The following is a 21,525-nucleotide window of genomic DNA, read 5'->3' as shown; positions in this document are numbered from 1 at the left end:
CGCGAAAGCCGGCGGCATCGCCCGGCCGGATCGCCCCCGCCGTTCGGCGATCCCGTCGGGACGCCTCGGCTCGGGCAGCGCATCCGCCGAGGCGCGAAGCCTCGACTTCCCTTGTCCGCCCGGCCATGCCATGAAGGCGGGCCTTCCGGCCGAGCCCTCCCCTCCGCCGGACGACGGCAGGCCGGCGCCGGAACAGGCGGCGCGGCCGGATCGACGACACAGTCCAACCGACGAGGTCGATGTGAAGGTCATGATCTGGTGCGCGGCCCGAGGCGGCATGCGCAGCGTGGTGGAAGCCTATGAGCGCGACGGCTTCATTGCCGATCAGGACGTCCGCCTGATCCATTCCTATGTCGATGGCGGCGTCGTGAAGCGCCAGTGGGTGCTCGTCCAGGCCATCTTCGCCTTCCTTCTCTGCCTGGCGCGGAACCGCGTGGAGCTCGTCCACTGCCATGCGGCCATGCGCGGCAGCTTCTGGCGCAAGAGTCTCTTCGCGGCCATCGCCCGCCGCTTCGGCATCCCGGTCGTGCTGCATCTCCACGGCTCGGAAATGAAGACCTTCTACAATTCGCAGAAGCCCTTCGTTCAGAGGCTGATCCGGGGACGGCTCGAACGGGCGACGCGCGTCGTCGTGCTGTCGAAGAGCTGGGAGGATTTCGTCTCGGCGATCGCGCCCCGCGCGCGGATCACCGTCGTCCCGAACTACGTCACCGTCCCGGCCGAGATTCAGCCGCAGCCGGGCAGCGAGAAGAGCATCCTGTTTCTCGGCCTCGTCGGACAGCGCAAGGGTGCCTTCGATCTCATCGAGGCCTTTCGCGACGTGGCGGCGGCCGAACCGGCGGCGCGTCTGACGATCGGCGGCAATGGCGAGACCGAGAAGGCGGGCGATCTCGTCCGCGACTTCCAGCTCGACGGCGTGATCCGGCTCGCCGGCTGGGTCGACGGCGCCGCCAAGCAGCGTCTCGTGCGCGAGAGCGCCGTCTACGTCCTACCTTCGCATAACGAAGGACTGCCGATGAGCGTGCTGGAGGCCATGGCCGCCGGCCAAGCCGTGGTCACGACGCGCGTCGGGGGGATTCCCGAACTCATCACCTCGGAGGAGCACGGTCTCCTTTTCGACGCGGGCGACAGATCGGCCCTCTCGCAGGCCTTGCGACGGCTGCTGAGCGACGGCGAGCTGCGCGATCGCCTTGCGGCAGCCGGGCGGCGACGGGTCGAGACCGCCTATAGCGACAAGGTCGTGCTGCCGATGCTGGCCCAGCTCTACGCCGAATGCGCGCGATAGGGCATAGCGACGGTCGGCGCCGCGGCGGTTGATCGCCGCGATCGCCGGGCGAAGCGCTCGGCGTCCGACCGCATGGCGGAATGACGTCATCGATGCCGGGAACGATGTTCGGCGGGCGCGCAAGCCGATGCGCCCCGCGTCCCGATCGGCTTTCTTCGGCGGGTCGCGGGGGAAAGGCCGATCGCCGGCTCGCCCGACACCCCTCCCGTGAAAGGCGCGATGGCCCCGGCCCTCAGGGACCGAGCCAGGGGGGCGGCGCTTCGGGAAGCTGAAACAGCTTCGGGTCGCCCTCGTCCTTTTTCGCTTCGTCGAAGACGCCGGCCCGTTTGAACGTATCGTAGCGCTCCGGCGGCAGCGCCGCCACGCGGCGGTCGAAGTCGAAACGCGGCTGCGCCCGGAGCCACCGCAAGCTATCCAACGACTGGTAGGCCGGCGCCTGTGCCAGAAAGCGATCGAGATCGCGATCGGTGATTTCGGCCGTCGCCGCCGCGAGGGCCGGATCGGCGAGTCGCGCGACTTCCAGCCTTGCCAGCAAGGGGCCGTATTCGGCCGGCGACAGTTTTTCCGACAGGCGCATCGTCGCGACGATCACCGGCATCGGCATGACGATCACCCGCTCAATCAGAGCGAGACGCGCCCAGACATTGCCGTCGCTCGGCGAGCAGGCGGCCATGCGGCGCAGGAGGGCTTCCGTGCCGCCGAGCGCGGTCGACCAGCCCTCGAAATCCGCCGCCGGATTGCGATCGTTCATGTCGCGTAGGGCAAGCGTGATGGCGGCCCGCCCCACGGCGTCGGAACAGACCCGATCGAGGGCCGTCCAGGCGGTCGGAATGCGGCGCGCCAGCGTCTCCGCGCTGAAAGGCTCGCCGTGTTCGATCCGGGCGGCGAGACCGCTGAAATGCGCCGCCGCCACCGCCTCCTGCAACTGCCGGCCCGAGGCGAGACATCCGACGATGCCGAGCGCGGCGAGAGCCGCGCCCGTGAGCAGTCTCGTCAGCCAGCGGAGCAGGTCACTTCCCCTGATGGTAGTAGGACGAATAGCGCGACGTGTAATATTCGTCCGAGCCGAAGTCGCGATAGAGCTTCATCTTCTCGGTATCGACCTTGTTGAGGATGACGCCGAGGGTCTTTTCCGCGATCTGCGGATTGGCCGCCAGCGTCGAGCGCACGACCCGGCGGGCGGTCTTGCCCCATTCCACCACGAAGATGAAGGCGTCGATCCGCGGCGCGATCGCCCGCACATCGACGACCGGTCCGAGCGGGGGCAGGTCGAGCACCACATAGTCGAAGGCGTTGCTGGCCTCGTCGAGAAGCGTCGTCATGTTGACCGAAGACAGGAGATCGGCCGTGTGCGGCACTCGATGCTTCACGACCGCCGGCACCAGCGCGAGCTTGGTTTCCGGATCGACGAGAATGCAGTCCTTCAGCGGCCGCTCGTCCATCACCGCCTCGAGGAGACCTGCGGTCGCGTGACGGGCGACGGCCCGGGTCAGACCGGGGTTGCGGATGTCGCCGTCGATCAGGATGGCGCTGGAGCCGTGGGAGGCGATCAGTTCGGCGAGATTGGCCGAAATCATCGACTTGCCCTCGCTCGGCAGCACGGAAATGACGCCGATGATCTTCTTCTGGTGGCTGATCGCGAGATCGGCCGCGATCTTGGCGCTGCGCAGCGTCTCGGCGAAGGACGAGAGCGGATGGTCGAGCACGTAGCGGGCCACCGCGTTGTTGGCGCGCAGATAGCGGTCGCTGGCTTCCGTTCCCGTCCCGGCCTTCTGCGTCGGGATGGCGAGCGCCTTATCCTTCACGTGCGGCACGGAGCCGAGATAGGCGAGACCGAGTTCCTCGCGCACCTGATCGCCCGTTCGGAAGAAGCGGTCGCGGAACTCGCGGAAGGCGCCGAGCGCCGAGCCGGCGGCGAGGCCGATGAACAGCGAGATGGCCAGCACGAGCGGCTTGCGCGGCTTGCTCGGAGCGGTCGGCACCTGGGCATCGGTGATGACCCGCGCCTCGGTGATCGGGAAGGACTGCTGCTGGACCGCTTCCTGATAGCGCTGGAGGAAGGTCTGGTAGAGATTGCGATAGGTCTCGGCCTCGCGCTCGAGCTCGCGGAGCTGGACCTGCGTCTCGTTGGCGCCGGCGCTGACGCTCGTCGCGTCGGCGACGCTGCGCTGAACGGCGGCCTCTCGCGCCTGCGCCACCTGCAGGTCGCTGCGATAGCTTTCGGCGATGCGGCCGAGCTCGCTGAACATCAGCTGCTTGTAGTTTTCCATTTCGGCGCGCAGCCGGACCGCCTGCGCATGGTCGTTGCCGAGCCGGTTTGAGATCTCGGCCTGGCGCTTGGCGGCATCGAGATATTTGGTGCGCAGCTCGTTGATCACGGTGCTGGCGAGCGCGTCGTTGACGACCGAGTTCGTGTCGCCGCTTTCGAGCAGGGACTGGATGCGGTCCATCTTGGCCCGCGCCGTCGCGACATCGGCCTGGGCCAGCGTCAGCTGGCTGTTCAGTTCGGTCAGCTGCTGGTCGCTGACGAGACGGCCGTCGGCGGCGATCAGGCCCTTCTCCGCCCGGAAGCGCTGCACGGCGAGATCGGTTTCCAGCGACTTCTGACGCAGCTCGTCGATGCGCTGCTGCAGCCAGCTGCTGGCCCGGCGCGTCGCCTCGTACTTGGAATCCAGCTGGTCGGCGAGATAGGCATTGGCGAAGGCCTGGGCGACCCGCGCCGCCATCACCGGATCGGGAGAAGTATAGGAGATGCTGAGGACATAGGAGCGCCCGACGCGCGCCACGTCGAGATCGTTGCCGAGCAGAGCCAGCGCCGTCAGGCGCTTCTCGGCCTCGTCGTCCGCCTCCTCTTCCGGCGCGCGGAACCAGGAGGAGATGTCGACCACCGACACGACGGCGAGCTTGACGCGCCGCAGCAGCGAGACCGACGAGTGCATGAAGCTCTCGTCGCTCGTCAGATGCAGGGCGTCGATGACCTTGTTGCCGATCTGATCGGATTTCAGCAGCTCGACCTGGCTGAGAATGCCGGACTCATCCTCGATGGAGCCGCCGCTGGTCGACAGTTCGTCGACGATACGGTTGCTGCCCTGGTCGATCAGCAAGTTGCTGGAGGCCGTATAGCGGGGCACGGCCGTCATCACATAGGCGATGCCGAGCAGAAGGCCGATGAGGCCGAGCACGGCGACGAGCCGCCACTGGCGCCGGACGGCGGCCAGCAAACGATCGAAATCGATGAATTCGGGGCTCGCCGGCCCAGCGATCTCCGCTTCCTGAGAGGAGCGACTGGCTACGGATCGCGCGTCTTGCAGCATGAACCCTCTACGGACATTTGCCGGACGCGCTAATCAGTGGGCGTCGGCCTAACCACCACTTCTGGACGGACTCGGAACGCTCGAATCCGATGAATCGCCGCCCGAGTCCCCAACGCGGATATACTGGATCGCATTCCGCGGCCCCGGAAGACTGTAAGTCGTCGGCACCACGTCGTCGCCGCCGAGTCCGGCCGAGCCGGGTCCGGCGATACCACCCCCGGAAAGGCCCGAGGCGCCTGCCGCCGCCCCACCCCCGCCGGCACCGATCGCCGCGACCTGGATGTCGTTGGACGCCGTCACGAAGGCCGTCAGCAATTCCGGCAGATTAATATCGGCAACCTTCGACTGGATATCCGCCGCATAGACCGCGTCGACCTTCGAACACGCAAATGCGGCGCGACCGAGACCAGACCCGATGGCTGCTTTTTGCACTGCACTCGCGCCGTTCGCAAGAGCAATAATCGGATCGATCGTCCGGCGGTCGGAACCGGCCAGCGCGCGGAAACGATTGGAAAGGCTCAGCGTATTGCTGCCGTAATCCTCGAAGACGGAAGCCGGACGCGCCAGGAAATCCGACACTTCACGATCCGAAAGCTTGGCCGGAGGCACGAAACAGCCCGACGGCTGCGCCGCGGCCAGCGCCGGATCGGCCGGAGATGTCGCGGCGGCGGCGGGCGCCGCCGCAGCCGATTCGCCGGCGGCCGGCGCAGCCGGCTGAACGGCCGACGGCGCGGCGGCGGCATCGTTCGCCGCCGGAGCGCCGCCGCCCGCCATCGGAACCGAGCTCGGCGCCGCAGCTTCGGGCTGCGCCGGAGCCTGCGCCAGAGCGGTTCCCGCCATCAACATCAGCGCCAGTGCGGCACCACATCCGAACCGGTAATGCCGGACGCACGAATGCAGACCCATGTCTCCCACCATCGACACCATCCATTTCCCATCGCGGCGCAATATGACCACCGCGACTTGTCTCGACCACTACTCAGCCGAGACGAACTCGTTAAAACCCGCGCCGTGTGACCGTAACGTCACTGGCCACCGTCGACGCGGAACCCGTCACCTGGGTGATGATACTGAGGAACTTCGAGACCTCGGTCGAGTCGGAGTTCGAGACATAGATAATGTCCTTGTCGGACATCGGGAAACGCTGGACGACGAAGAACATCGCCGGATCGCGCAGATTGGCCCGGAAGATGACCGGAATGCGATCGCCCTTGTAGCGCGACACATCGACATTCATCTGCCGCAGCGTCGAACGGTCGACCTCGCGATACAGGAAGACCTGCGCCGGGTCGGCCCGGCCGTCGAGCAGACCGCCGGCCTTGCCGAGCGCCTCGCCGAGCGTCAGGTTCGATTCCTCGAAATCGATGCGGCCGTTGAGGCCGGCGGCGCCGAAGGCGAGATAGGTGCGCCGCTCGCGATTGACATAGATCGTATCGCCGGGCGCGACGAAGACGTTCTCCTTGGCGTTCTTGATCAGGTCGGAGAAGAGAACGGTCGCCTCGCGGCCGCGCCGCTGCATCGTGATATAGGTCTCGACGCCCGGGGTCGCGAGGCCACCGGCCCGCGCGATCACGTCGAGCACGCGCTCGCCGGCCGGATTAATGTCGAGCTTGGCCGGCAGGTTCACGTCGCCGAGCACCGCCACCTGGCGCGAACGATTCTCCATGATCGTCACGAGGCTCTGCGGCTCGATGGCGCGATTGGCCAGCGTGTTGTCGATTTCACCCTGCACGGCCTGCGGGGTGCGGCCGACGACCCGGATGCGCCCGGCATAGGGCACGGAGATCGTGCCGGAACTGTCCACGGTCTGCGACGGAAGGGTGATATAGTTGCCCGGACGGGATCCCGCATCGGACGGAATGAACAGACCGCCCGAGGACGATTCGAAGATCGAGACCTGGACGATGTCGCCGACGCCGATCACCGTGTCCGGCGCACCGCCGCGACCGCCGAAACCCTCGCTGATCGAGCTGCGCGGCGCCGTCTGGAAGAAGGGCAGAAGCTGGCGGTTCATGTCGACGAGGACATAGTCGAGCCCGACCTTCTTGGCATCGCCCTGGCCGTAGCCGACCTTGATGGCGGCGGAACTCTCGATCGCCCTCTCGTCCGGCCCGGCTCGCGGCAGCGTGCTGCAGCCCGCCAGCCCTAACAGCAGGGCGAGACCCGAGACGGTGACAGATTTGGACACAAGGACCATGATGCTCGCTCAAACCCCTAAGTGTCGCCCTCTTAGCAGTCGCGAAGCTGGATTGTGTCAGATTTCGTAACCGAAGCCGCGAATTTTAGCGAAAATGGTAAACGGATGTTGCCTAAATACGACACGGCGTTGCATCCAGGCTTCGCTCAACATCTGAGTCATAAGACCGAAGATTATCGTCGCAGCGCGAGCGCCTGATCGGGGGCCACCCAGCGTCGCGGATCCTCGCCCGACTGCAGTTTCATCAGGGTAAGATCCGTTTCGCCCCAGGGGCGAATCTTGCTCGTCCGATTGTCGAGGACGAGATCGCCGTCGTTGGTGCGCACCAGCACCACGGCATGGCCTTCGCCGCTGCGGGTGCGGGCCACGACCAGCCGGAGGGCGGCGACGGGAATGCCCGCCGCGATCAGGCGATGCCGCTTGGTCACCGCATAATCGTCGCAGTCCCCCTTCTTCGGCGCAAGTGTCCAGACGTCGCCGAGCGGACCCGGCGGATCGTTGACCGCCCGGATCGCGCGATTGACCTCGCCGTTGATCGCGCGGATCGTCTGCAGCGCCTGGGGCGTCGCCTGAACCGAAACGTCGCCGCGCCCGTCCGCCTGGCAGTCGGCGGGATTGCGCTTGCAGAACATGACATGGGCGAAGGGCGCGAGGGTCGGCTGGCTCGCCTCCATCAGGCTCCGTCCCGCGCGCAGCCCTTCCAGGCCGACAGGCGCGGCTGCCGCGATCGTGGGCGGAAGCAACGTCGCGACGGCGCAGAAACTGCGCAGAATTGATTTAGACCAAGGCATCTCACCAAGCCCGAAACACTCGATGAGGGAAGGCTAGCCCTCCCGTCCTGAAGCGACGTAAGATTCGGCCCCCGCCATTTATACAAATCTTAAGGGAATTGTCTGCTTCGGATACTAAGCCGCGACTCGGCGGCGGAGCGAGATGGCGCAGCAGGCGGCGAAGAGCAGCGCGGCATTGAGCGCGATGCCGGGGATCTGCAGCGAGAAGTCCAGCGTGTCATGCGCGACGAGCAGCAGCAGCATCGCGAGGCCGAGAGCCGGAGCGAAGCGCAGGCGCCGCCGCCGCCGCAAACCGAAGAGGAAGACGCCGACGAGGATCGCGAGCGTCGCGGCCAGGGCGGCCCAGAAGGCGGCCCCCAGGACGATCATGCCTTCGAGAAAGAAATTATGGGCCCGGTCCCAGACTTCGTAGATGCCGCAGGCCGGATCGCGATAGGCGGGAAAAACGAGTTCGAACGTGCCGAGCCCGGTGCCGACAGGCCAGGCGGCCCGCGCGGCTTCCCAGATGTTCGGGAAGACGCAGAAACGCGCGTCGTCCAGACCCTTGACCTCGATGCGGTACCAGGTCTGGCGACCGAAGACGGCGACGAGCGCGCCCAGCGCCAGACTGCCGAGGATCAGCGCGCCGAACGAGCCGAGGACGGCGCGGCGGCGCCCCTTGCGGAAGGCGACGATGGTGACGAAGGCGAGGATCCCCAGACCCGAACAGGCGAGACCGGCCCGCGACTTCGTCTGGAGAAGCGCGAGCAGCGCGAAGCCGAGCACCCCGAGATAGACGAGCAGCCACCAGTTGCGGCGCACCCGCCGCGCCGGCGCGACGATGGCGCTCAGCGAGGCGCGCAGGCCGATCCCTCGCAGCTCGTGGCGGATGAGCGCGAGCGCCAGGAGCGCCGTGCCGCCGAGATAGGTCGCCGCGCTGTTGCGATTGACGAAGACGGCGGTGAGACTGTCGAGATAGGCGGTCTTTTCCACAAGAAGCAGCGAGGACGGCGCGACCGCGAACTGGATGACGCCGAAAAAGGCGACGCCGCCGCCGATCAGTGCGAGCGCCCGCAGGATCGCGAGCGCGTCCTCGTCGTTGCCGCAGGCCCGCAATCCGGCGACGAACATGAGAAAGGGTGCGAGGAGGACCGACAGGGAGGAATAGGTCAGCGACGGCGCGATCGACGCGACCGCGTCCAGCGGCCGGCCGAGCACGGCCGAAGCCTCGGCCCAGACCGGGTGCGGCGCCAGCACGGCACCGTAGCCCGTTGCCTGCAGCATCGCATAGAAGCAAAGGCCGCCGCCGACGAGAATGGCGAGCAGTTCCAGGAGCCGGGTCCGGCGACCCGGATGGCCGAGCGGCAGCGAGAGAAGCGCGGCGCTCGCCGCGAACAGGCCCATGATCGGCATGGCGAAGGGGCCGGTGGCACCGAAGGGCACGAGCCCGACCAGCAGCACCGCGAACAGAAAGAAACGCAGGACGCCACGCCCGAACTTCCGCCAGGACACATCCGAAGGTCGCGGGCGCTCTTCCAAGTAGAGCGCTTCAACTGTCCGCATACGCCGTCCGCCTCGACACCCGACCCGCCCGCTTTCTCGGGACGTCGGGCTTGTCCTATAGGATTTTCGTAAAAGCCACGACAATCTTCCGTTTCGGAGAGCGGGCCGCGACGCCCGACTCCACTATATCCCGTCCGGCGAGGGGCGTCGAAGCGGCGCGTCATCTTCCGCGAGGCCGCCGATGCCCAGTCTGAACCGCCTTCTTGGCGTAAGGGAAGTTCTCGTTGAAGCGAAGCGGCTCTATCTGACACGCCTCTGGGGCATGGACATCCATCCGCGGGCGACCTTCTCCCTCGCGGCGCGCTTCGACCGCACCTATCCGCAGGGCATCCATGTCGGGGCGGAGAGCTATATCGCCTTCGACGCCGCGATCCTCACGCATGACACGACGCGGCGCCTCTACGGCCATACCCGCATCGGGCGATGCTGCTTCATCGGCGCGCGCAGCATCGTGCTGCCGGGCGTGACGATCGGCGACGGCTGCGTGGTCGGCGCCGGCAGCGTGGTGACGAAGGACGTCCCGGCGCGAAGCCTCGTCGCGGGCAATCCGGCCCGCGTCATCCGGTCGCGGATCGACGTCGGCCCCTATGGCCGCTTCAACCCGCCCTCGACGGCACAGGAAGAAGGGTCCGAACCGACGGCCGAAGCCGATAGAGCGGGATGGTGAATTCCGATTGACCTTAGAGGAGCCACATGGCGACGCCCACCCAGAAGGTCGCGCAAAAGGCCACCGCCGCAATTCGGATCACACTTCCCGTCAAACGGTCGCCGGAAGCCGTATGTTCCTGCGCCATGATCATGTGCGATGTCCTGTGGCTGTGGTCCCAGCCCTGATAATGCATCCTAGCCATTGCGATTTACTTTCGGTCGGCCCCCGAATTTTTCGATAAATGCTTACGTTTCCATATCGGGATCGGTTCCCGATTCCGCCAATCACGGCCTTGCGATCAACTTCCGGCTGCGATCCTGCCGATCCTGATCCTCCAGGCTGGCGCCAGGCTGGGTGTGCAGTGCACAGGGTCGGCCGGCGAAATCCGGGCCGCCCCAGAGCGCCGCGATCGGCCGCCTCGGGGCCGAAATTCGGATATTTCTGCTCAACATACGGCAATCATTGAGCTTTTCCAGACGCGACGCATAACTTAGAAATGTTCTAAAACATTGTTATTGCTGGTCTTTTGAGAAGAGACTAAGGAAACCGCAACAAGTTTTCGTCGTCCTCGCGCGCCGTTGTGGATGCCGCCTCCATGCTCGTTCCGTTTCTCATCATGCTCCGCGAGGGGTTGGAGGCGTCGCTGATCGTCGGCATCGTCGCCGGCTATCTGGCGCGCACGGGCCGCCGCGACTGGATGCCGATGGTCTGGATCGGCATCTTTCTTGCGGTGGCGCTGGCGCTCTTCGTCGGCGCGGGGCTCCAGCTCGTCAGCGCCGAGTTCCCGCAGCGCCTGCAGGAACTGTTCGAGGCCATTGTCGGCTTCGTCGCGGTGGCGATGCTCACCTCCATGGTCCTCTGGATGCGGCAGGCGGCGCGCTCCATCCGGGCGCAGCTCCAGTCCTCGATCGACGCGGCCCTGTCCGGCTCGCGCACGCGCGGTCTGGCTCTCGTCGGGCTCGTCTTCTTCGCGGTGGCGCGGGAAGGGCTGGAATCGGTCTTCTTCCTTCTGGCGCTGTTCCAGCAGAGCCCCGGCGCGGCGGCGCCGCTCGGCGCGCTCGCCGGCATCGCCGTCTCGGGTCTTCTCGGTTACGGCATCTATGTCGGCGGCGTCCGGCTCGATCTCGCCCGTTTCTTCCGCTGGACGGGCATCTTCATCCTCGTCGTCGCGGCCGGCCTCTTCGCCGGCTCGATCCGCCATCTGCACGAGGCCGGGCTCTGGAACCATCTCCAGTCCGTCGTCGCCGATCTCAGCGCGGTGCTGCCGGAAGACGGCACCGCCGGCACGATCCTGTCCGGCCTCTTCGGCTATATGGACGATCCGCGCCTCGGCGAGGTCCTCGCCTATCTCGCCTTCCTGGCGGGTGCGCTGTTCCTGTTCCTGCGCCCGGTGGCGGCGAAGAGCGCGGCGCCGCGCTCCGCCACGCCCGCGCCGGCCCTGCGCTGAGGACGATCGCCAATGTCTTCTCCTGATCGGAACGGCGCGGCGGGCCGCGGTCCCGGCCGCTTCATGGGCCTCGCCGTCGCGGGCGCGGCGCTGCTGATGCTCGCCGGCGGCGGCGCCTTCTATTTCGCCTCGCTGAAGGCGGGCGCCGCCAAGGGCGACGGCCAAGGCGCCGTCACCGTGACGCTTCGCGACGGCGCCTGCCAGCCGAACGCGCTCACCGTGCCGGCCGGCCGCGCCGAGTTCCGCATCGTCAATGCCACGGATCGCGCCGTGGAATGGGAGATTCTCGACGGCGTGATGGTGGTGGAGGAGCGCGAGAACATCGCGCCCGGCCTCACCCAGGCGATGGGCGCCAAGCTGAAGCCCGGCACCTATGCGATCACTTGCGGCCTGCTCAGCAATCCGCGCGGCACGCTGACGGTGACGCCCTCCGCCGCCGCGCCCGATGCCGCGCGCCCCGACCTCGTCGCCTTCATCGGTCCGCTCGCGGAATATCAGGTCTATCTGGCGCGGGAGGCCGGCAATTTCGCGAAGGGCGCGGCGGCGCTCGGCGAGGCGATCAAGGCCGGCGACGCCGAGCGGGCCAAGGCGCTCTATCCGGAGGCGCGCGCGCCCTTCCTCCATCTCGCGCCCGTCGCCACCCGCTTCGCCGATCTCGAGAACGCCATCGATCCCGTCGCCGCCTATTTCGAGAAGCGCGAGGCGGATGCCGGCTTCACCGGCTTCCATCACATCGAATATGGCCTCTTCGGCACCGGCGACCTCACCGGCCTCGACACCGTCTCCGCGAAGCTCATCACGGACGCCGCCGCCCTGAAGGACCGGCTGCGCGCGACGAAGCTCGCGCCGAGCGACATGTTCGACGGCGCGGTCCGCGTTCTCGCCACTCTCGCCGAAACGCGCATCCCCGCCGGCGAGGCGCTCTATGCGAAGACGGACCTTGCCGATTTCGAGGCCGAGCTTGCCGGCGTCGCCAAGATCGTCGCGCTGCTGAAGCCCGTGGCGGCGGAGAATGCGCCAGCGAAGTTCGGCGAGGTGGAGACCCGTCTCGCCGCGCTCCAGACCGAGGTCGCCGGCTTGCGCGGCGCCGCCGGCTTCCCCGCCTATGACACGATCGACACGGGCCGGCGCACGGCGCTGGCCGAGAAGGCCCGCGCCCTTGCCGACGCGCTGACCGCCCTCGGCGAGGCCGTGTCGAGCGACGAAGCCAAGGCATCCTGACGATGGCGACCGACAGCCCCTCCCCGCTCCGCACCAGCCGCCGGGGCCTGCTTCTCGGCGCCGCCGGCGGCGCGGCGGCAATGACGCTTCGGCCCGCCGGCGCCGCCGCGCCGCGCGGCGGCCAGGTGGCGAACGCGCCGGAAAGCGACGAGGCGGCGCGGGTCCAGCCTTTCTTCGGCGAGCATCAGCCGGGCATCGTGACGCCGCGCCCCGCCGCCGGCATGATCGCCGCCTTCGACGTCCTGGCGAAGAGCCCGGCCGAGGTGGAACGGCTGTTCCGCGGCCTGACCGAGCGGTTCCGCTTCCTGATGGCGGGCGGGCCGGTGCCGGAGGCCGATCCCCGCCTGCCCCCCGCCGATTCCGGCATTCTCGGCCCGGTGATCGCGCCGGACAATCTCACCGTCACCCTGTCGCTCGGCGCGTCCTTCTTCACGGGCCGCGAATGGCTGGCGCCGCTGAAGCCGGCGACGTTGCAGCGGATGACGAAATTCCCGAACGACGCGCTGAATGCCGAGCTCTGCCACGGCGATCTCTCGATCCAGATCTGCGCCAACACGCCGGACGCGACGATCCACGCGCTGCGCGACATCATCAAGACGCTGCCCGATCTCCTGGTCATCCGCTGGAAGCAGGAAGGCGCGGTGCCGATCCTGCAGCGCAAGCCCGGCGCGCCGCCGGAAAGCGCCCGCAACTTCCTCGGCTTCCGCGACGGCTCGGCCAATCCCGATTCGACCGACGGCGCCGTGATGGAGCGCGTCGTCTGGGTCGGGCGCGACGACGCCTCCGAACCCGCCTGGGCGACGGGCGGCACCTATCAGGCCGTGCGGATCATCCGCAATTTCGTCGAGCGCTGGGACCGCACGCCGCTCGGCGAGCAGGAGCGGATCATCGGCCGGCGCAAGGCGAGCGGCGCCCCCTTCCACGGCCGGACCGAGGCGGACGCGCCCGACTATGCCGCCGAGCCGCCGGAGGCCGCGACGCCGCTCGACGCCCATATCCGCCTCGCCAACGCGCGGAACGCCGAAGCCGAGCGCCATCTCATCCTGCGCCGCCCCTTCAACTATTCGAACGGGGTGACGAAGAACGGCCAGCTCGACCAGGGCCTCCTCTTCATCGCCTATCAGCGCGATCTGGAGGCCGGCTTCATCGCCGTCCAGAAGAAGCTCGATGGCGAGCCGTTGGAGGAATACATCAAGCCTGTCGGCGGCGGGTATTTCTTCACCCTGCCCGGGGTGCGGGACGAGACCGATTTCCTCGGCCGGACGCTGCTCGACGCGGCGGCGGCCAAATCCTGAAAGGAGCCTATGCCGATGATGCAGCGCCTGAAGACGGGCACCGCCCTCCTCGCCCTCGTCGCGCTTCCCGGACTGGCGATGGCCAAGGTGTCGCCGCTCGACATCGTCCAGCCGGTGGCCGAATATAAGATCTACGTTGCCGAAAAACTTGAGCAATTGACGAAGGATACCAAGACCTTCACCGATGCGGTCAAGGCCGGCGACCTGGCCCAGGCGAAGGCGCTCTTCGCGCCGACGCGCATGAGCTACGAGGCGGTGGAGCCGATCGCCGAGCTGTTCAGCGATCTTGACGCCTCGATCGACTCGCGCGCCGACGATCACGAGCAGGCGGAGAAGGACCCGGGCTTCATCGGCTTCCACAAGCTCGAGCACGGTCTCTTCGCCGAGAATTCGACGGAGGGCCTGGCGCCGGTCGCCGAGAAGCTGATGGCGGATGTCGCCGATCTCGAGACGCGCATCGGCGAGCTGGCTCTGCCGCCGGAAAAGGTGGTGGGCGGCGCGGCGGCTCTGATGGAGGAAGTGGCGGCGACCAAGATCTCCGGCGAGGAGGATCGCTACAGCCATACTGACCTCTGGGACTTCAAGGCCAATTTCGACGGCTCGCGCAAGATCTTCGATCTCGTCCGGCCGCTGATCGAGAAGAACGACGCCGCCTTCGTGACGAAGGTCGATACGAGCTTCACGACGGTCGACACGACGCTGGCCAAATACCGCCAGGGCGAAGGCTTCGCCACCTATGACAAGCTGACGGACGAGGACCGCAAGGTGCTGGCCGCCAATGTCAACACGCTGGCCGAGGATCTCTCGACGCTGCGCGGCAAGCTCGGCCTCAACTGAACGCTACGGAGCGCTCCGGAAAAAGCAAAAGCCGCCGAATGAAATCCGGCGGCTTCTCTTCGTCCCCGACCCTCGCCGCGCCAGTACATCCGTGGTCGGGCGGCATCGGGGACTCATCGCACTCGACAAGACCCTTGCGGGCCGGAGCGCGTTGAACCCGATATGGGAACGCCTCTTTCAGACCACAAGGGCGGGTCGCGGTTTTTATTCCGCCGCCACCGGATCGGTGCGCGCATTCTCGGCGAGGCGGCTCTGGCCGATCGCCTCGATGCTCTTGCGCAGGTCCGGATGTGTCGCGAGGAAGGCGTCGAAATCCACCTTCGACAGGCGCAGCATGGTGGAATAGGCGATGGCCCGCACCGTGGCGGTGCGGCGCACGTCGAAAAGCAGCGCCAGCTCGCCGAAGAAGTCGCCGCGCCCCAGCCGGTGCCGGCCGGTGCCGGTATCGATCTCCACCGCCCCGGACGAGATGAAATAGGCGTCCATGCCGCGCTCGCCGCGCGTGATGATCGGAATGCCCGGCACCTCGAAGCTCGGCCGAAGCAGGCGCGCCAGTTCCGTCTTGTCCGCCTCGCCGAGCGGCGCGAAGAGGCTGCACTGATCGAGAAGCTCGCGGGAATCGACGCTGAGATCGAGATCGGGGCTGCGCAGCGCCGGCCCGCGCCGGTCGTTCAGCCCCTTCAGCGCATCGCGCTCGACCTCCTGGTTGATGAGGCCCGTCGCCCGCATGTCGGCGATCTCGGCGAGCTCCAGCGCATGGAGCGAGCGGTCGATGATCCAGCGCTCCAGTTCGCGCACATATTGCGGATATTGCAGGCGCACGGCCGCGATCTCGCGGTCGAGCTGCTCGCGCCGCTCGGCGACCAGCGCGCGGGCCGCCTCCGCCGCCTCGGCGCCCAGCACCGGCTGGACGCCGGTCTCGGCGAAGGACAGGAGATCGTCGAGGATCAGCACCGTTTCCATCAGCTTCTGGAAACGCGCCGCGAGGCGGCGGCCGAGCGGCCGGTTGATGCCGAAGCGCCGCTGCAGCGTCACCGCGACGCGGTCGAGCCAGATGAAGGCGGTCTCGTCGGCGGTGATCTCGCGATAGCCGGCGGCGCCGGAGGCGCGCACGGCGTCGAGCCGGCGGCGCGCGTCGGAAACGAGCCAGCGGGCGATGGAGGGCGAGACGGTGCGCCGGGCGAAATGGCTGAGGATGAGATCGCGCTCGCGCGCCGTCAGCGAGATGAGGGCGAGCGTCGCGCGCTCCTCGGCGCTCAGCCCCTCCGCCCCGCCATCGGCGCGCATCCCGTCCAGGCTGGTCTCGGGTGCGGCGCAGGCCTCGCCGCTCTTCGCCCCGAAGCGCTCCGCCATCTCGCGCGACAGGGCGGCGACGCGCGCCGAGGTCGCGTCGAGCGCGATGTCGCGCACCGCCCGGTCGACGCCCGGCAGTTCGGTGAGGCCGAGGCGCTGGATCAGCCAGCGCAGCGTCGTGCCCTGCACGAAGAGGGTGAGCAGCGTGTAGCCGGTGGCGAGCGTCGCGACGAAAGCGGCGATGGAGGGCGGCATCGCCGGGTTCTCGGTGACGGCGAGCGCCAGCGCCAGGGTCATCGAGCCGCGCAGGCCGCCCCAGAGCGTCACGAGCCGGAAGGGGGCGGTGAGCGGCGGCGTCAGGTCGAGCCGCGACAGGAGTGGAAACAGGCCGTAGAGGATCACGGCCCGCGCGGCGAGCGCCGCGACGAAGAGGATCGCCAGAAGGCCGAAATCCGACCATTGCGCCCCGGCGACGAGTTTCGGCACGAGCAGCGCCGTCATGAAGAAGATCAGCACCGCCGACCAGGCCGCGAGCTGCTCCCAGATGTCCTGGAGATAGCGCCAGATTTCCGGCGTCATCCGGCCGGGCGCCAGCGAGGCGAGCGTGATGCCGGCGACGACGAGGGCGATGATGCCCGAGACGTGGAACTCGTGCTCGGCCACCCAGAAGGCGACGAAGGGCACGGCCAGCGACAGCGAAATGGCGGCGAGCCGGTCGTCCGGCACGAAGCGGAGGAGGAAGAGCAGCGCCCAGGACAGGACGAAGCCGAGCGCCGCGCCGCCGATCGGCATGACGACGAAGGACAGGAGCGCTTCCGACAGGCGGAAGGCGCCGGGCTCCAGCAGCGCGCCGGTGAAGACGAGGAAGAGCGAGATCGCCGCCGCGTCGTTGAAGAGGCTTTCCCCCTCGACGAGCCGCGTCAGACGCTCCGGCGCGCCGACATCCTTGAAGATGCCGATCACCGCCACCGGATCGGTGGTGGCGACCAGCGCGGCGAGGATCAGGCAGGCGAAGAGCGGCACATTGGCGAAGGGCGCGATGGCGAAGGCGACGCCGAAGGTGGCGACCACCACGGCGACGAGGGCTAGGATCAGGATCGGCAGAAGATCCTCGCGCACCCGGTGGATGTCGATCTGCAGCGCGCTCTGGAAGATCAGCGTCGGCAGGAAGACATAGAGGAAGAGCGAGGAGCCGATCGGCAGGTTGGTGATCGCCTCGGCGAATTCGAGCGGCAGGATCGCGCCCGGATGGGCGAGCGAGTAATGGCTGGCGAAGCCGACCACGATGCCGACGAAGGCGAGCACGACGGAGGCGGGAATGCGCAGGCGCAAGGCGGCCGGCTGCGCCAGGGCGCCGAGTGCGACGATCGCGACGAACAGAATGACGGCGGTCGGAAGCGTCATGAGGAGCCCTGGCCGGGAACGATCGGGAATCCTTGATAAAAAGCTCCGCGCCACGACGCAATGTCGACGTGGTCCGACCATGGGGGGGGAAGAGGATCGGCCGGACGAAGGAGGAACTGGCGCCGTTCTCCCTATCCGCGTTCCACGACGCCGCCCCGGCCACACGTCCCGGCCGGATCGCCGAACCTCGGGAGCTGGATGCCGGGCGCCGGATGCCACGGGCCGCACGATCCGGCATGCCGCCCGCCTTCCAGCCCTCTACGATCGAGGGCACGAGCGCGGGAAACCACGCTCGTTGCCGGGAGAGACATGCGCTGTTCCGACTGCTCGTCGCTACTTGCGCGCGAGTTCGACCATCCGTTGCCGGTAGAACTCCAGGAAGGCTTCGGCATCGACATCCGTCGCGATCGTGTGCGACCGGCGCCCTTCCCAGCCGTCCGTTCCGAAGCTGCGCGAATCCGGGCGCTGGATTGTCTGGCCGCGCGCGAAGCCCTCCAGCACGACGCGGATCGCGCCGGAGCGCGTCGAGACGAGTTCGGGCGCCGTCAGATAGGCGGCCGCCAGCGAATCATGGGCGAAGATGCCGTCGACGCCCATCACCTTATGATAGAAGCCGGCATAGGCGCGCGTGATGTCCCAGACGAACTCGCCGATCGCGCCGGCCTCATCGCGCAGGTCCGCGAGATAGCGCGTCGGCATGATCGTCTCCATGGTCGCGTCGAGCCCGATCGCGACGAGCGGCCAGTCGGCGGCGAAGACGGCGTCGGCGGCCTCCGGGTCGTTCCAGATATTGGCCTCCGCCGCCGGCGTGACATTGCCGAGATGGCCGTTGAAGCCGAAGGCGCCGCCCATGATCACCACGTCCTTCACCAGGGGGGCGAAGTCGGGGTCTTCCCGCAGGGCGAGGGCGAGGTTGGTCAGCGGGCCGACGGCCAGGATCGTCACCTCGCCAGGCCGGGCGCGCACCGTGTCGATGATGAAGCGATGCGCCGGGCGCGGGTCCGGTCGCGCGGCGATCCCGCCCGGAAGCTCGATGTCGCCGAGCCCGTTCCCGCCGTGGATCGAGGGATCGATCTCCGGCTCGGCGCCGGTGATCGGGCCGGCCGCCCCTTGCGTCACCGGCGCGGCGAAGCCGAAACGATCCTTCAGGAACAAGGCGTTGCGCGTCGTCGTCTCGATATGGGCATTGCCCCAGACGCTGGTGACGCCGAGAAGATCGATCTGCGGATCGGCCAGCAGGAACAACAGCGCCGTCGCGTCGTCGACGCCGGGATCGGTATCGAAGATGACGTGGCGGGTCCTCATGACATACGCTCCTCAAGCCAGGGTTGGGCCGGGCGCCGATACCACAGGCATTGCGCGAGAGCACCGGAAAACCACGGGATCGCGTGGCAGGCTCAACGCTTCCTGAACGGGACTTCCCCGGTCCGGCGGATCATCCCGCCGGGAACAGGCGCCATCGGCGCGGCCGGACATGGACGGTGCCGGAGAGATGCTCGCCGTCGTCGGCCGGAAGCTCGATCTCGATGCGGTGGCGCGCCGCGCCGACCTCGATCTCGATCAGCCGCACCGGGCCGGCGCGGCGCACCACCATCACCTCGCCCGAGATCGCCCCACCGCCGTTGGCGACGACTTCGAGATCGTGCGGCCGCAGGAACAGTCGCGCCGGGCCGTCCGCCGTCCCCTCCGCGTCGATGCCGAGCAGCGTGTTCTCGAAGCTGACGCGGCCGCCGGACACAATGACCGGGATCTCGCTCGATTCGCCGATGAAGGAGAAGACGAAGGGCGTCGCCGGGCGGTCGTAGATGTCGTCCGCCGTGCCGACCTGCTCGATCTTGCCCTGGCTCATCACCACGACGCGGTCGGCGAGCTCCAGCGCCTCTTCCTGGTCGTGGGTGACGAAGACGGTCGTGTGCTTCGTCTTGTCGTGCAGCTCGCGCAGCCAGCGGCGCAGATCCTTGCGCACCTTGGCGTCGAGCGCGCCGAAGGGCTCGTCGAGCAGGAGGACGCGAGGCTCGATGGCGAGCGCCCGGGCGAGCGCCACGCGCTGGCGCTGGCCGCCGGAGAGCTGGCGCGGGAAGCGCTTGTCGAGGCCGGGGAGCTGGATCAGCTCCAGGAGCTCGGAGGCGCGGCGCCGGATCTCCGCCGCGGCCGGGCGCGTCGCCTTCGGGCGCACCGACAGGCCGAAGCCGATATTCTCGGCGATCGTCATATGCTTGAACAGCGCATAGTGCTGGAAGACGAAGCCGACATTGCGCTCCTGCACGCTCTTCGCCGAGGCGTCGTCCATGCCGAAGAAGATCTGGCCGCTCGTCGGGAATTCGAGCCCGGCGATGAGGCGGAGCAGCGTCGTCTTGCCGGAACCGGACGGGCCGAGCAGCGCGATCAGCTCGCCCGAGCGGATGTCGAGCGAGACGTCGTGCAGGGCCGGATAGCGGTCGAATTCCTTGCGGATGCTGCGGACCGAGATTTCCATGGGCGAGCTACTCGTCAATGTCCGGGCTGCGACGCCGACATCTCGTCCGCATAGCGCCATTCGAGAAAGGTTTTGAGGCAGAGCGTCACCAGGGCGAGGAGCGCGAGCAGCGAGGCGACGGCGAAGGCGGCCGAGACCGGGAACTCGTTGGACAGGATCTCCACCTGGAGCGGCATGGTGTTCGTCTCGCCCCGGATGCGGCCGGAGACGACGGCGACGGCGCCGAACTCGCCCATGGCGCGGGCATTGCACAGGAGGACGCCGTAGAGGAGGCCCCATTTCACGTTCGGCAGCGTGACGCGCCAGAAGGTCTGCCAGCCGGTCGCCCCCAGCGAGACGGCGGCCTCCTCGTCGCCGGTGCCCTGTTCCTGCATCAGCGGAATGAGTTCGCGCGCGACGAAGGGAAAGGTGACGAAGATCGTCGCCAGCACGATGCCCGGCAGCGCGAAGACGATGCGGATGCCATGGGCCTCCAGCCAGGGGCCGAAGGTGCCCTGCGCGCCGAACATGATGACATAGATGAGGCCGGCGACGACGGGCGAGACCGAGAAGGGCAGATCGATGAGCGTGATGAGCAGGCTCTTGCCCTTGAACTCGAACTTGGCGATGGCCCAGGCGGCGGCGACGCCGAAGACGAGATTGCAGGGCACGGCGATGGCGGCGACGGTCAGCGTCATGCGGATCGCGGCCACGGTGTCCGCCTCGGTGATCGCCTCCCAATAGCCGGTCCAGCCGTCGCGCAGCGCCTCGTAGAAGACCGAGACGAGCGGCAGCGCCAGGAAGAGCGCGAGGAAGGCGAGCGCGGCGGCGATGAGGAGGCCGCGCGTCAGCGCCGTTTCGGACGTGACGGGACGCGGCTTGGCGGCGCGCCCGGCGGGGGGCGCGGCCTCGAAGCTCTTCTCAAGCGCCATGACCGAACCTCCTGCGGCTCCAGGCCTGGATGAGATTGACGACCAGGAGCATGGCGAAGGACGCGGCGAGCATCAGCGTCGCGATCGCCGTCGCGCCGGCATAGTTGTATTCCTCCAGCCGGAAGACGATGAGCAGCGGCACGATTTCCGAGACATAGGGCTGGTTGCCGGCGATGAAGATCACCGAGCCGTATTCGCCGATGGCGCGGGCGAAGGCGAGCGCATAGCCGGTGAGAATCGCCGGAATTAGCGAGGGCAGGATGACGCGGGTGATGGTCTGGAAGCGCGTCGCGCCGAGCGTCGCGGCGGCTTCCTCGTATTCGCGGTCGATCTCCTCGATTACCGGCTGCACGGTGCGCACCATGAAGGGCAGGCTGACGAAGGTCAGCGCCACCACGACGCCGAGCGGCGTATAGGCGATCTTCAGGCCGAAGGGCGTCGCATATTGCCCGACCCAGCCGGCGCGGCTGTAGAGCGCGGCGAGCGTCAGGCCGGCGACGGCCGTCGGCAGGGCGAAGGGCAGGTCGATCGCGGCATCGACGAAGCGCCGGCCGGGAAAGCGGTAGCGCACCAGCACCCAGGCGAGCAGCAGGCCGAAGACCGCGTTGATCGTGGCGGCGGCGAAGGAGGCGCCGAAGGTGAGCCGCATCGCCGCCAGGGTGCGCGCGTCGAGCGCGATGGCCACGAACTCGCTCCAGCCGATACCGGAGGCCCGCAAGAGGAGACCCGCCAGGGGCAAAAGCACCAGGAGGGTCAGGTAGATCAGAGTAAAGCCGAACGCCAGCCCGAAACCCGGGACGACGCTCGGCTGCCGAAAGACGGCACGCCTTGCCGATGCGGCCATCAAGTCGCTTTCATCTGGC

Annotated in this window: 17 protein-coding genes; 6 read left to right on the top strand and 11 right to left on the bottom strand. The window is 67.9% G+C overall.

The window, feature by feature from the left end; genetic code table 11:
* Window positions 1-250: 250 nt before the first annotated feature.
* Window positions 251-1,285, top strand: coding sequence for a glycosyltransferase family 4 protein (locus IEY14_RS09975; protein WP_244639426.1), 1,035 nt, complete (start codon window positions 251-253; stop codon window positions 1,283-1,285).
* A gap of 232 nt (window positions 1,286-1,517) precedes the next feature.
* Here IEY14_RS09975 and IEY14_RS09970 read toward each other — a convergent pair whose 3' ends face one another.
* The 6 genes from IEY14_RS09970 to IEY14_RS09945 form a co-directional block, all read right to left on the bottom strand.
* The gene (locus IEY14_RS09970) at window positions 1,518-2,210 is read right to left on the bottom strand and encodes a hypothetical protein (protein WP_210318333.1); all 693 of its coding nucleotides are present in this window, start codon (window positions 2,208-2,210) and stop codon (window positions 1,518-1,520) included.
* A gap of 85 nt (window positions 2,211-2,295) precedes the next feature.
* On the bottom strand, window positions 2,296-4,599 hold the full coding sequence (locus IEY14_RS09965) for a polysaccharide biosynthesis tyrosine autokinase (RefSeq protein ID WP_188908038.1): 2,304 nt from the start codon (window positions 4,597-4,599) through the stop codon (window positions 2,296-2,298).
* Between the two features lie 48 nt (window positions 4,600-4,647).
* Window positions 4,648-5,526, bottom strand: coding sequence for a hypothetical protein (locus IEY14_RS09960; RefSeq protein WP_188908037.1), 879 nt, complete (start codon window positions 5,524-5,526; stop codon window positions 4,648-4,650).
* Between the two features lie 70 nt (window positions 5,527-5,596).
* Window positions 5,597-6,796 carry a polysaccharide biosynthesis/export family protein gene (locus tag IEY14_RS09955; protein ID WP_188908036.1) on the bottom strand — a complete coding sequence of 400 codons (1,200 nt, stop codon included), beginning with the start codon at window positions 6,794-6,796 and terminating at the stop codon, window positions 5,597-5,599.
* 173 nt (window positions 6,797-6,969) lie between these two features.
* The gene (locus IEY14_RS09950) at window positions 6,970-7,470 is read right to left on the bottom strand and encodes a transglutaminase-like cysteine peptidase (RefSeq protein ID WP_188908035.1); all 501 of its coding nucleotides are present in this window, start codon (window positions 7,468-7,470) and stop codon (window positions 6,970-6,972) included.
* A 231-nt stretch (window positions 7,471-7,701) separates the two neighbouring features.
* Complete coding sequence (locus IEY14_RS09945) at window positions 7,702-9,129, bottom strand: O-antigen ligase family protein (RefSeq protein ID WP_210318331.1); 1,428 nt, start codon at window positions 9,127-9,129, stop codon at window positions 7,702-7,704.
* 181 nt (window positions 9,130-9,310) lie between these two features.
* Between IEY14_RS09945 and IEY14_RS09940 the strand changes: the two genes are divergently transcribed.
* From IEY14_RS09940 to efeO (IEY14_RS09920), 5 genes are all read left to right on the top strand, one after another.
* Window positions 9,311-9,796, top strand: a complete 486-nt coding sequence (locus tag IEY14_RS09940; RefSeq protein ID WP_188908033.1) for an acyltransferase — start codon at window positions 9,311-9,313, stop codon at window positions 9,794-9,796.
* Window positions 9,797-10,373: 577 nt separating this feature from the next.
* Window positions 10,374-11,225 (top strand): iron uptake transporter permease EfeU, encoded by an 852-nt coding sequence (efeU, locus tag IEY14_RS09935; RefSeq protein WP_188908032.1) that lies wholly within the window; start codon window positions 10,374-10,376, stop codon window positions 11,223-11,225.
* A 12-nt stretch (window positions 11,226-11,237) separates the two neighbouring features.
* Window positions 11,238-12,446, top strand: a complete 1,209-nt coding sequence (efeO, locus tag IEY14_RS09930; RefSeq protein ID WP_188908031.1) for an iron uptake system protein EfeO — start codon at window positions 11,238-11,240, stop codon at window positions 12,444-12,446.
* Window positions 12,447-12,448: 2 nt separating this feature from the next.
* A complete protein-coding gene (gene efeB / locus IEY14_RS09925; RefSeq protein WP_188908030.1) occupies window positions 12,449-13,741 on the top strand; it encodes an iron uptake transporter deferrochelatase/peroxidase subunit in 1,293 nt (430 codons plus the stop codon).
* Between the two features lie 15 nt (window positions 13,742-13,756).
* Window positions 13,757-14,578, top strand: a complete 822-nt coding sequence (efeO, locus tag IEY14_RS09920) for an iron uptake system protein EfeO (RefSeq protein WP_188908029.1) — start codon at window positions 13,757-13,759, stop codon at window positions 14,576-14,578.
* A gap of 204 nt (window positions 14,579-14,782) precedes the next feature.
* Here efeO (IEY14_RS09920) and IEY14_RS09915 read toward each other — a convergent pair whose 3' ends face one another.
* From IEY14_RS09915 to cysT, 5 genes are all read right to left on the bottom strand, one after another.
* Window positions 14,783-17,275, bottom strand: coding sequence for a cation:proton antiporter (locus IEY14_RS09915; protein WP_188908028.1), 2,493 nt, complete (start codon window positions 17,273-17,275; stop codon window positions 14,783-14,785).
* Between the two features lie 333 nt (window positions 17,276-17,608).
* Entirely contained in the window at window positions 17,609-18,580 is a 972-nt protein-coding gene (locus tag IEY14_RS09910; RefSeq protein ID WP_188908027.1) for a nucleoside hydrolase, read from the bottom strand.
* Window positions 18,581-18,710: 130 nt separating this feature from the next.
* A complete protein-coding gene (locus IEY14_RS09905; protein ID WP_188908026.1) occupies window positions 18,711-19,751 on the bottom strand; it encodes a sulfate/molybdate ABC transporter ATP-binding protein in 1,041 nt (346 codons plus the stop codon).
* A gap of 14 nt (window positions 19,752-19,765) precedes the next feature.
* Window positions 19,766-20,662, bottom strand: coding sequence for a sulfate ABC transporter permease subunit CysW (gene cysW / locus IEY14_RS09900; RefSeq protein ID WP_188908025.1), 897 nt, complete (start codon window positions 20,660-20,662; stop codon window positions 19,766-19,768).
* Window positions 20,652-21,506: a sulfate ABC transporter permease subunit CysT gene (cysT, locus tag IEY14_RS09895; RefSeq protein ID WP_188908024.1), complete on the bottom strand. Its 855-nt coding sequence runs from the start codon at window positions 21,504-21,506 to the stop codon at window positions 20,652-20,654. The genes cysW and cysT overlap by 11 nt, the downstream gene beginning before the upstream one ends.
* Window positions 21,507-21,525 lie beyond the last annotated feature (19 nt).

This window comes from Aureimonas endophytica, from assembly GCF_014642635.1.
Classification (GTDB): Bacteria; Pseudomonadota; Alphaproteobacteria; order Rhizobiales; family Rhizobiaceae; genus Plantimonas; species Plantimonas endophytica.
Note: the sequence above shows the minus strand (reverse complement) of the source record. Positions and strands in the feature narration are given on the sequence as shown.

Coding starts and splice junctions, on each gene's coding strand:
- IEY14_RS09975 (WP_244639426.1), top strand. CDS start 251: ATGATCTGGTGCGCGGCCCGAGGCGGCATGCGCAGCGTGGTGGAAGCC.
- IEY14_RS09965 (WP_188908038.1), bottom strand. CDS start 4,599: ATGCTGCAAGACGCGCGATCCGTAGCCAGTCGCTCCTCTCAGGAAGCG.
- IEY14_RS09960 (WP_188908037.1), bottom strand. CDS start 5,526: ATGGTGTCGATGGTGGGAGACATGGGTCTGCATTCGTGCGTCCGGCAT.
- IEY14_RS09955 (WP_188908036.1), bottom strand. CDS start 6,796: ATGGTCCTTGTGTCCAAATCTGTCACCGTCTCGGGTCTCGCCCTGCTG.
- IEY14_RS09950 (WP_188908035.1), bottom strand. CDS start 7,470: ATGGAGGCGAGCCAGCCGACCCTCGCGCCCTTCGCCCATGTCATGTTC.
- IEY14_RS09945 (WP_210318331.1), bottom strand. CDS start 9,129: ATGCGGACAGTTGAAGCGCTCTACTTGGAAGAGCGCCCGCGACCTTCG.
- IEY14_RS09940 (WP_188908033.1), top strand. CDS start 9,311: ATGCCCAGTCTGAACCGCCTTCTTGGCGTAAGGGAAGTTCTCGTTGAA.
- efeU (WP_188908032.1), top strand. CDS start 10,374: ATGCTCGTTCCGTTTCTCATCATGCTCCGCGAGGGGTTGGAGGCGTCG.
- efeO (WP_188908031.1), top strand. CDS start 11,238: ATGTCTTCTCCTGATCGGAACGGCGCGGCGGGCCGCGGTCCCGGCCGC.
- efeB (WP_188908030.1), top strand. CDS start 12,449: ATGGCGACCGACAGCCCCTCCCCGCTCCGCACCAGCCGCCGGGGCCTG.
- efeO (WP_188908029.1), top strand. CDS start 13,757: ATGATGCAGCGCCTGAAGACGGGCACCGCCCTCCTCGCCCTCGTCGCG.
- IEY14_RS09915 (WP_188908028.1), bottom strand. CDS start 17,275: ATGACGCTTCCGACCGCCGTCATTCTGTTCGTCGCGATCGTCGCACTC.
- IEY14_RS09910 (WP_188908027.1), bottom strand. CDS start 18,580: ATGAGGACCCGCCACGTCATCTTCGATACCGATCCCGGCGTCGACGAC.
- IEY14_RS09905 (WP_188908026.1), bottom strand. CDS start 19,751: ATGGAAATCTCGGTCCGCAGCATCCGCAAGGAATTCGACCGCTATCCG.
- cysW (WP_188908025.1), bottom strand. CDS start 20,662: ATGGCGCTTGAGAAGAGCTTCGAGGCCGCGCCCCCCGCCGGGCGCGCC.
- cysT (WP_188908024.1), bottom strand. CDS start 21,506: ATGGCCGCATCGGCAAGGCGTGCCGTCTTTCGGCAGCCGAGCGTCGTC.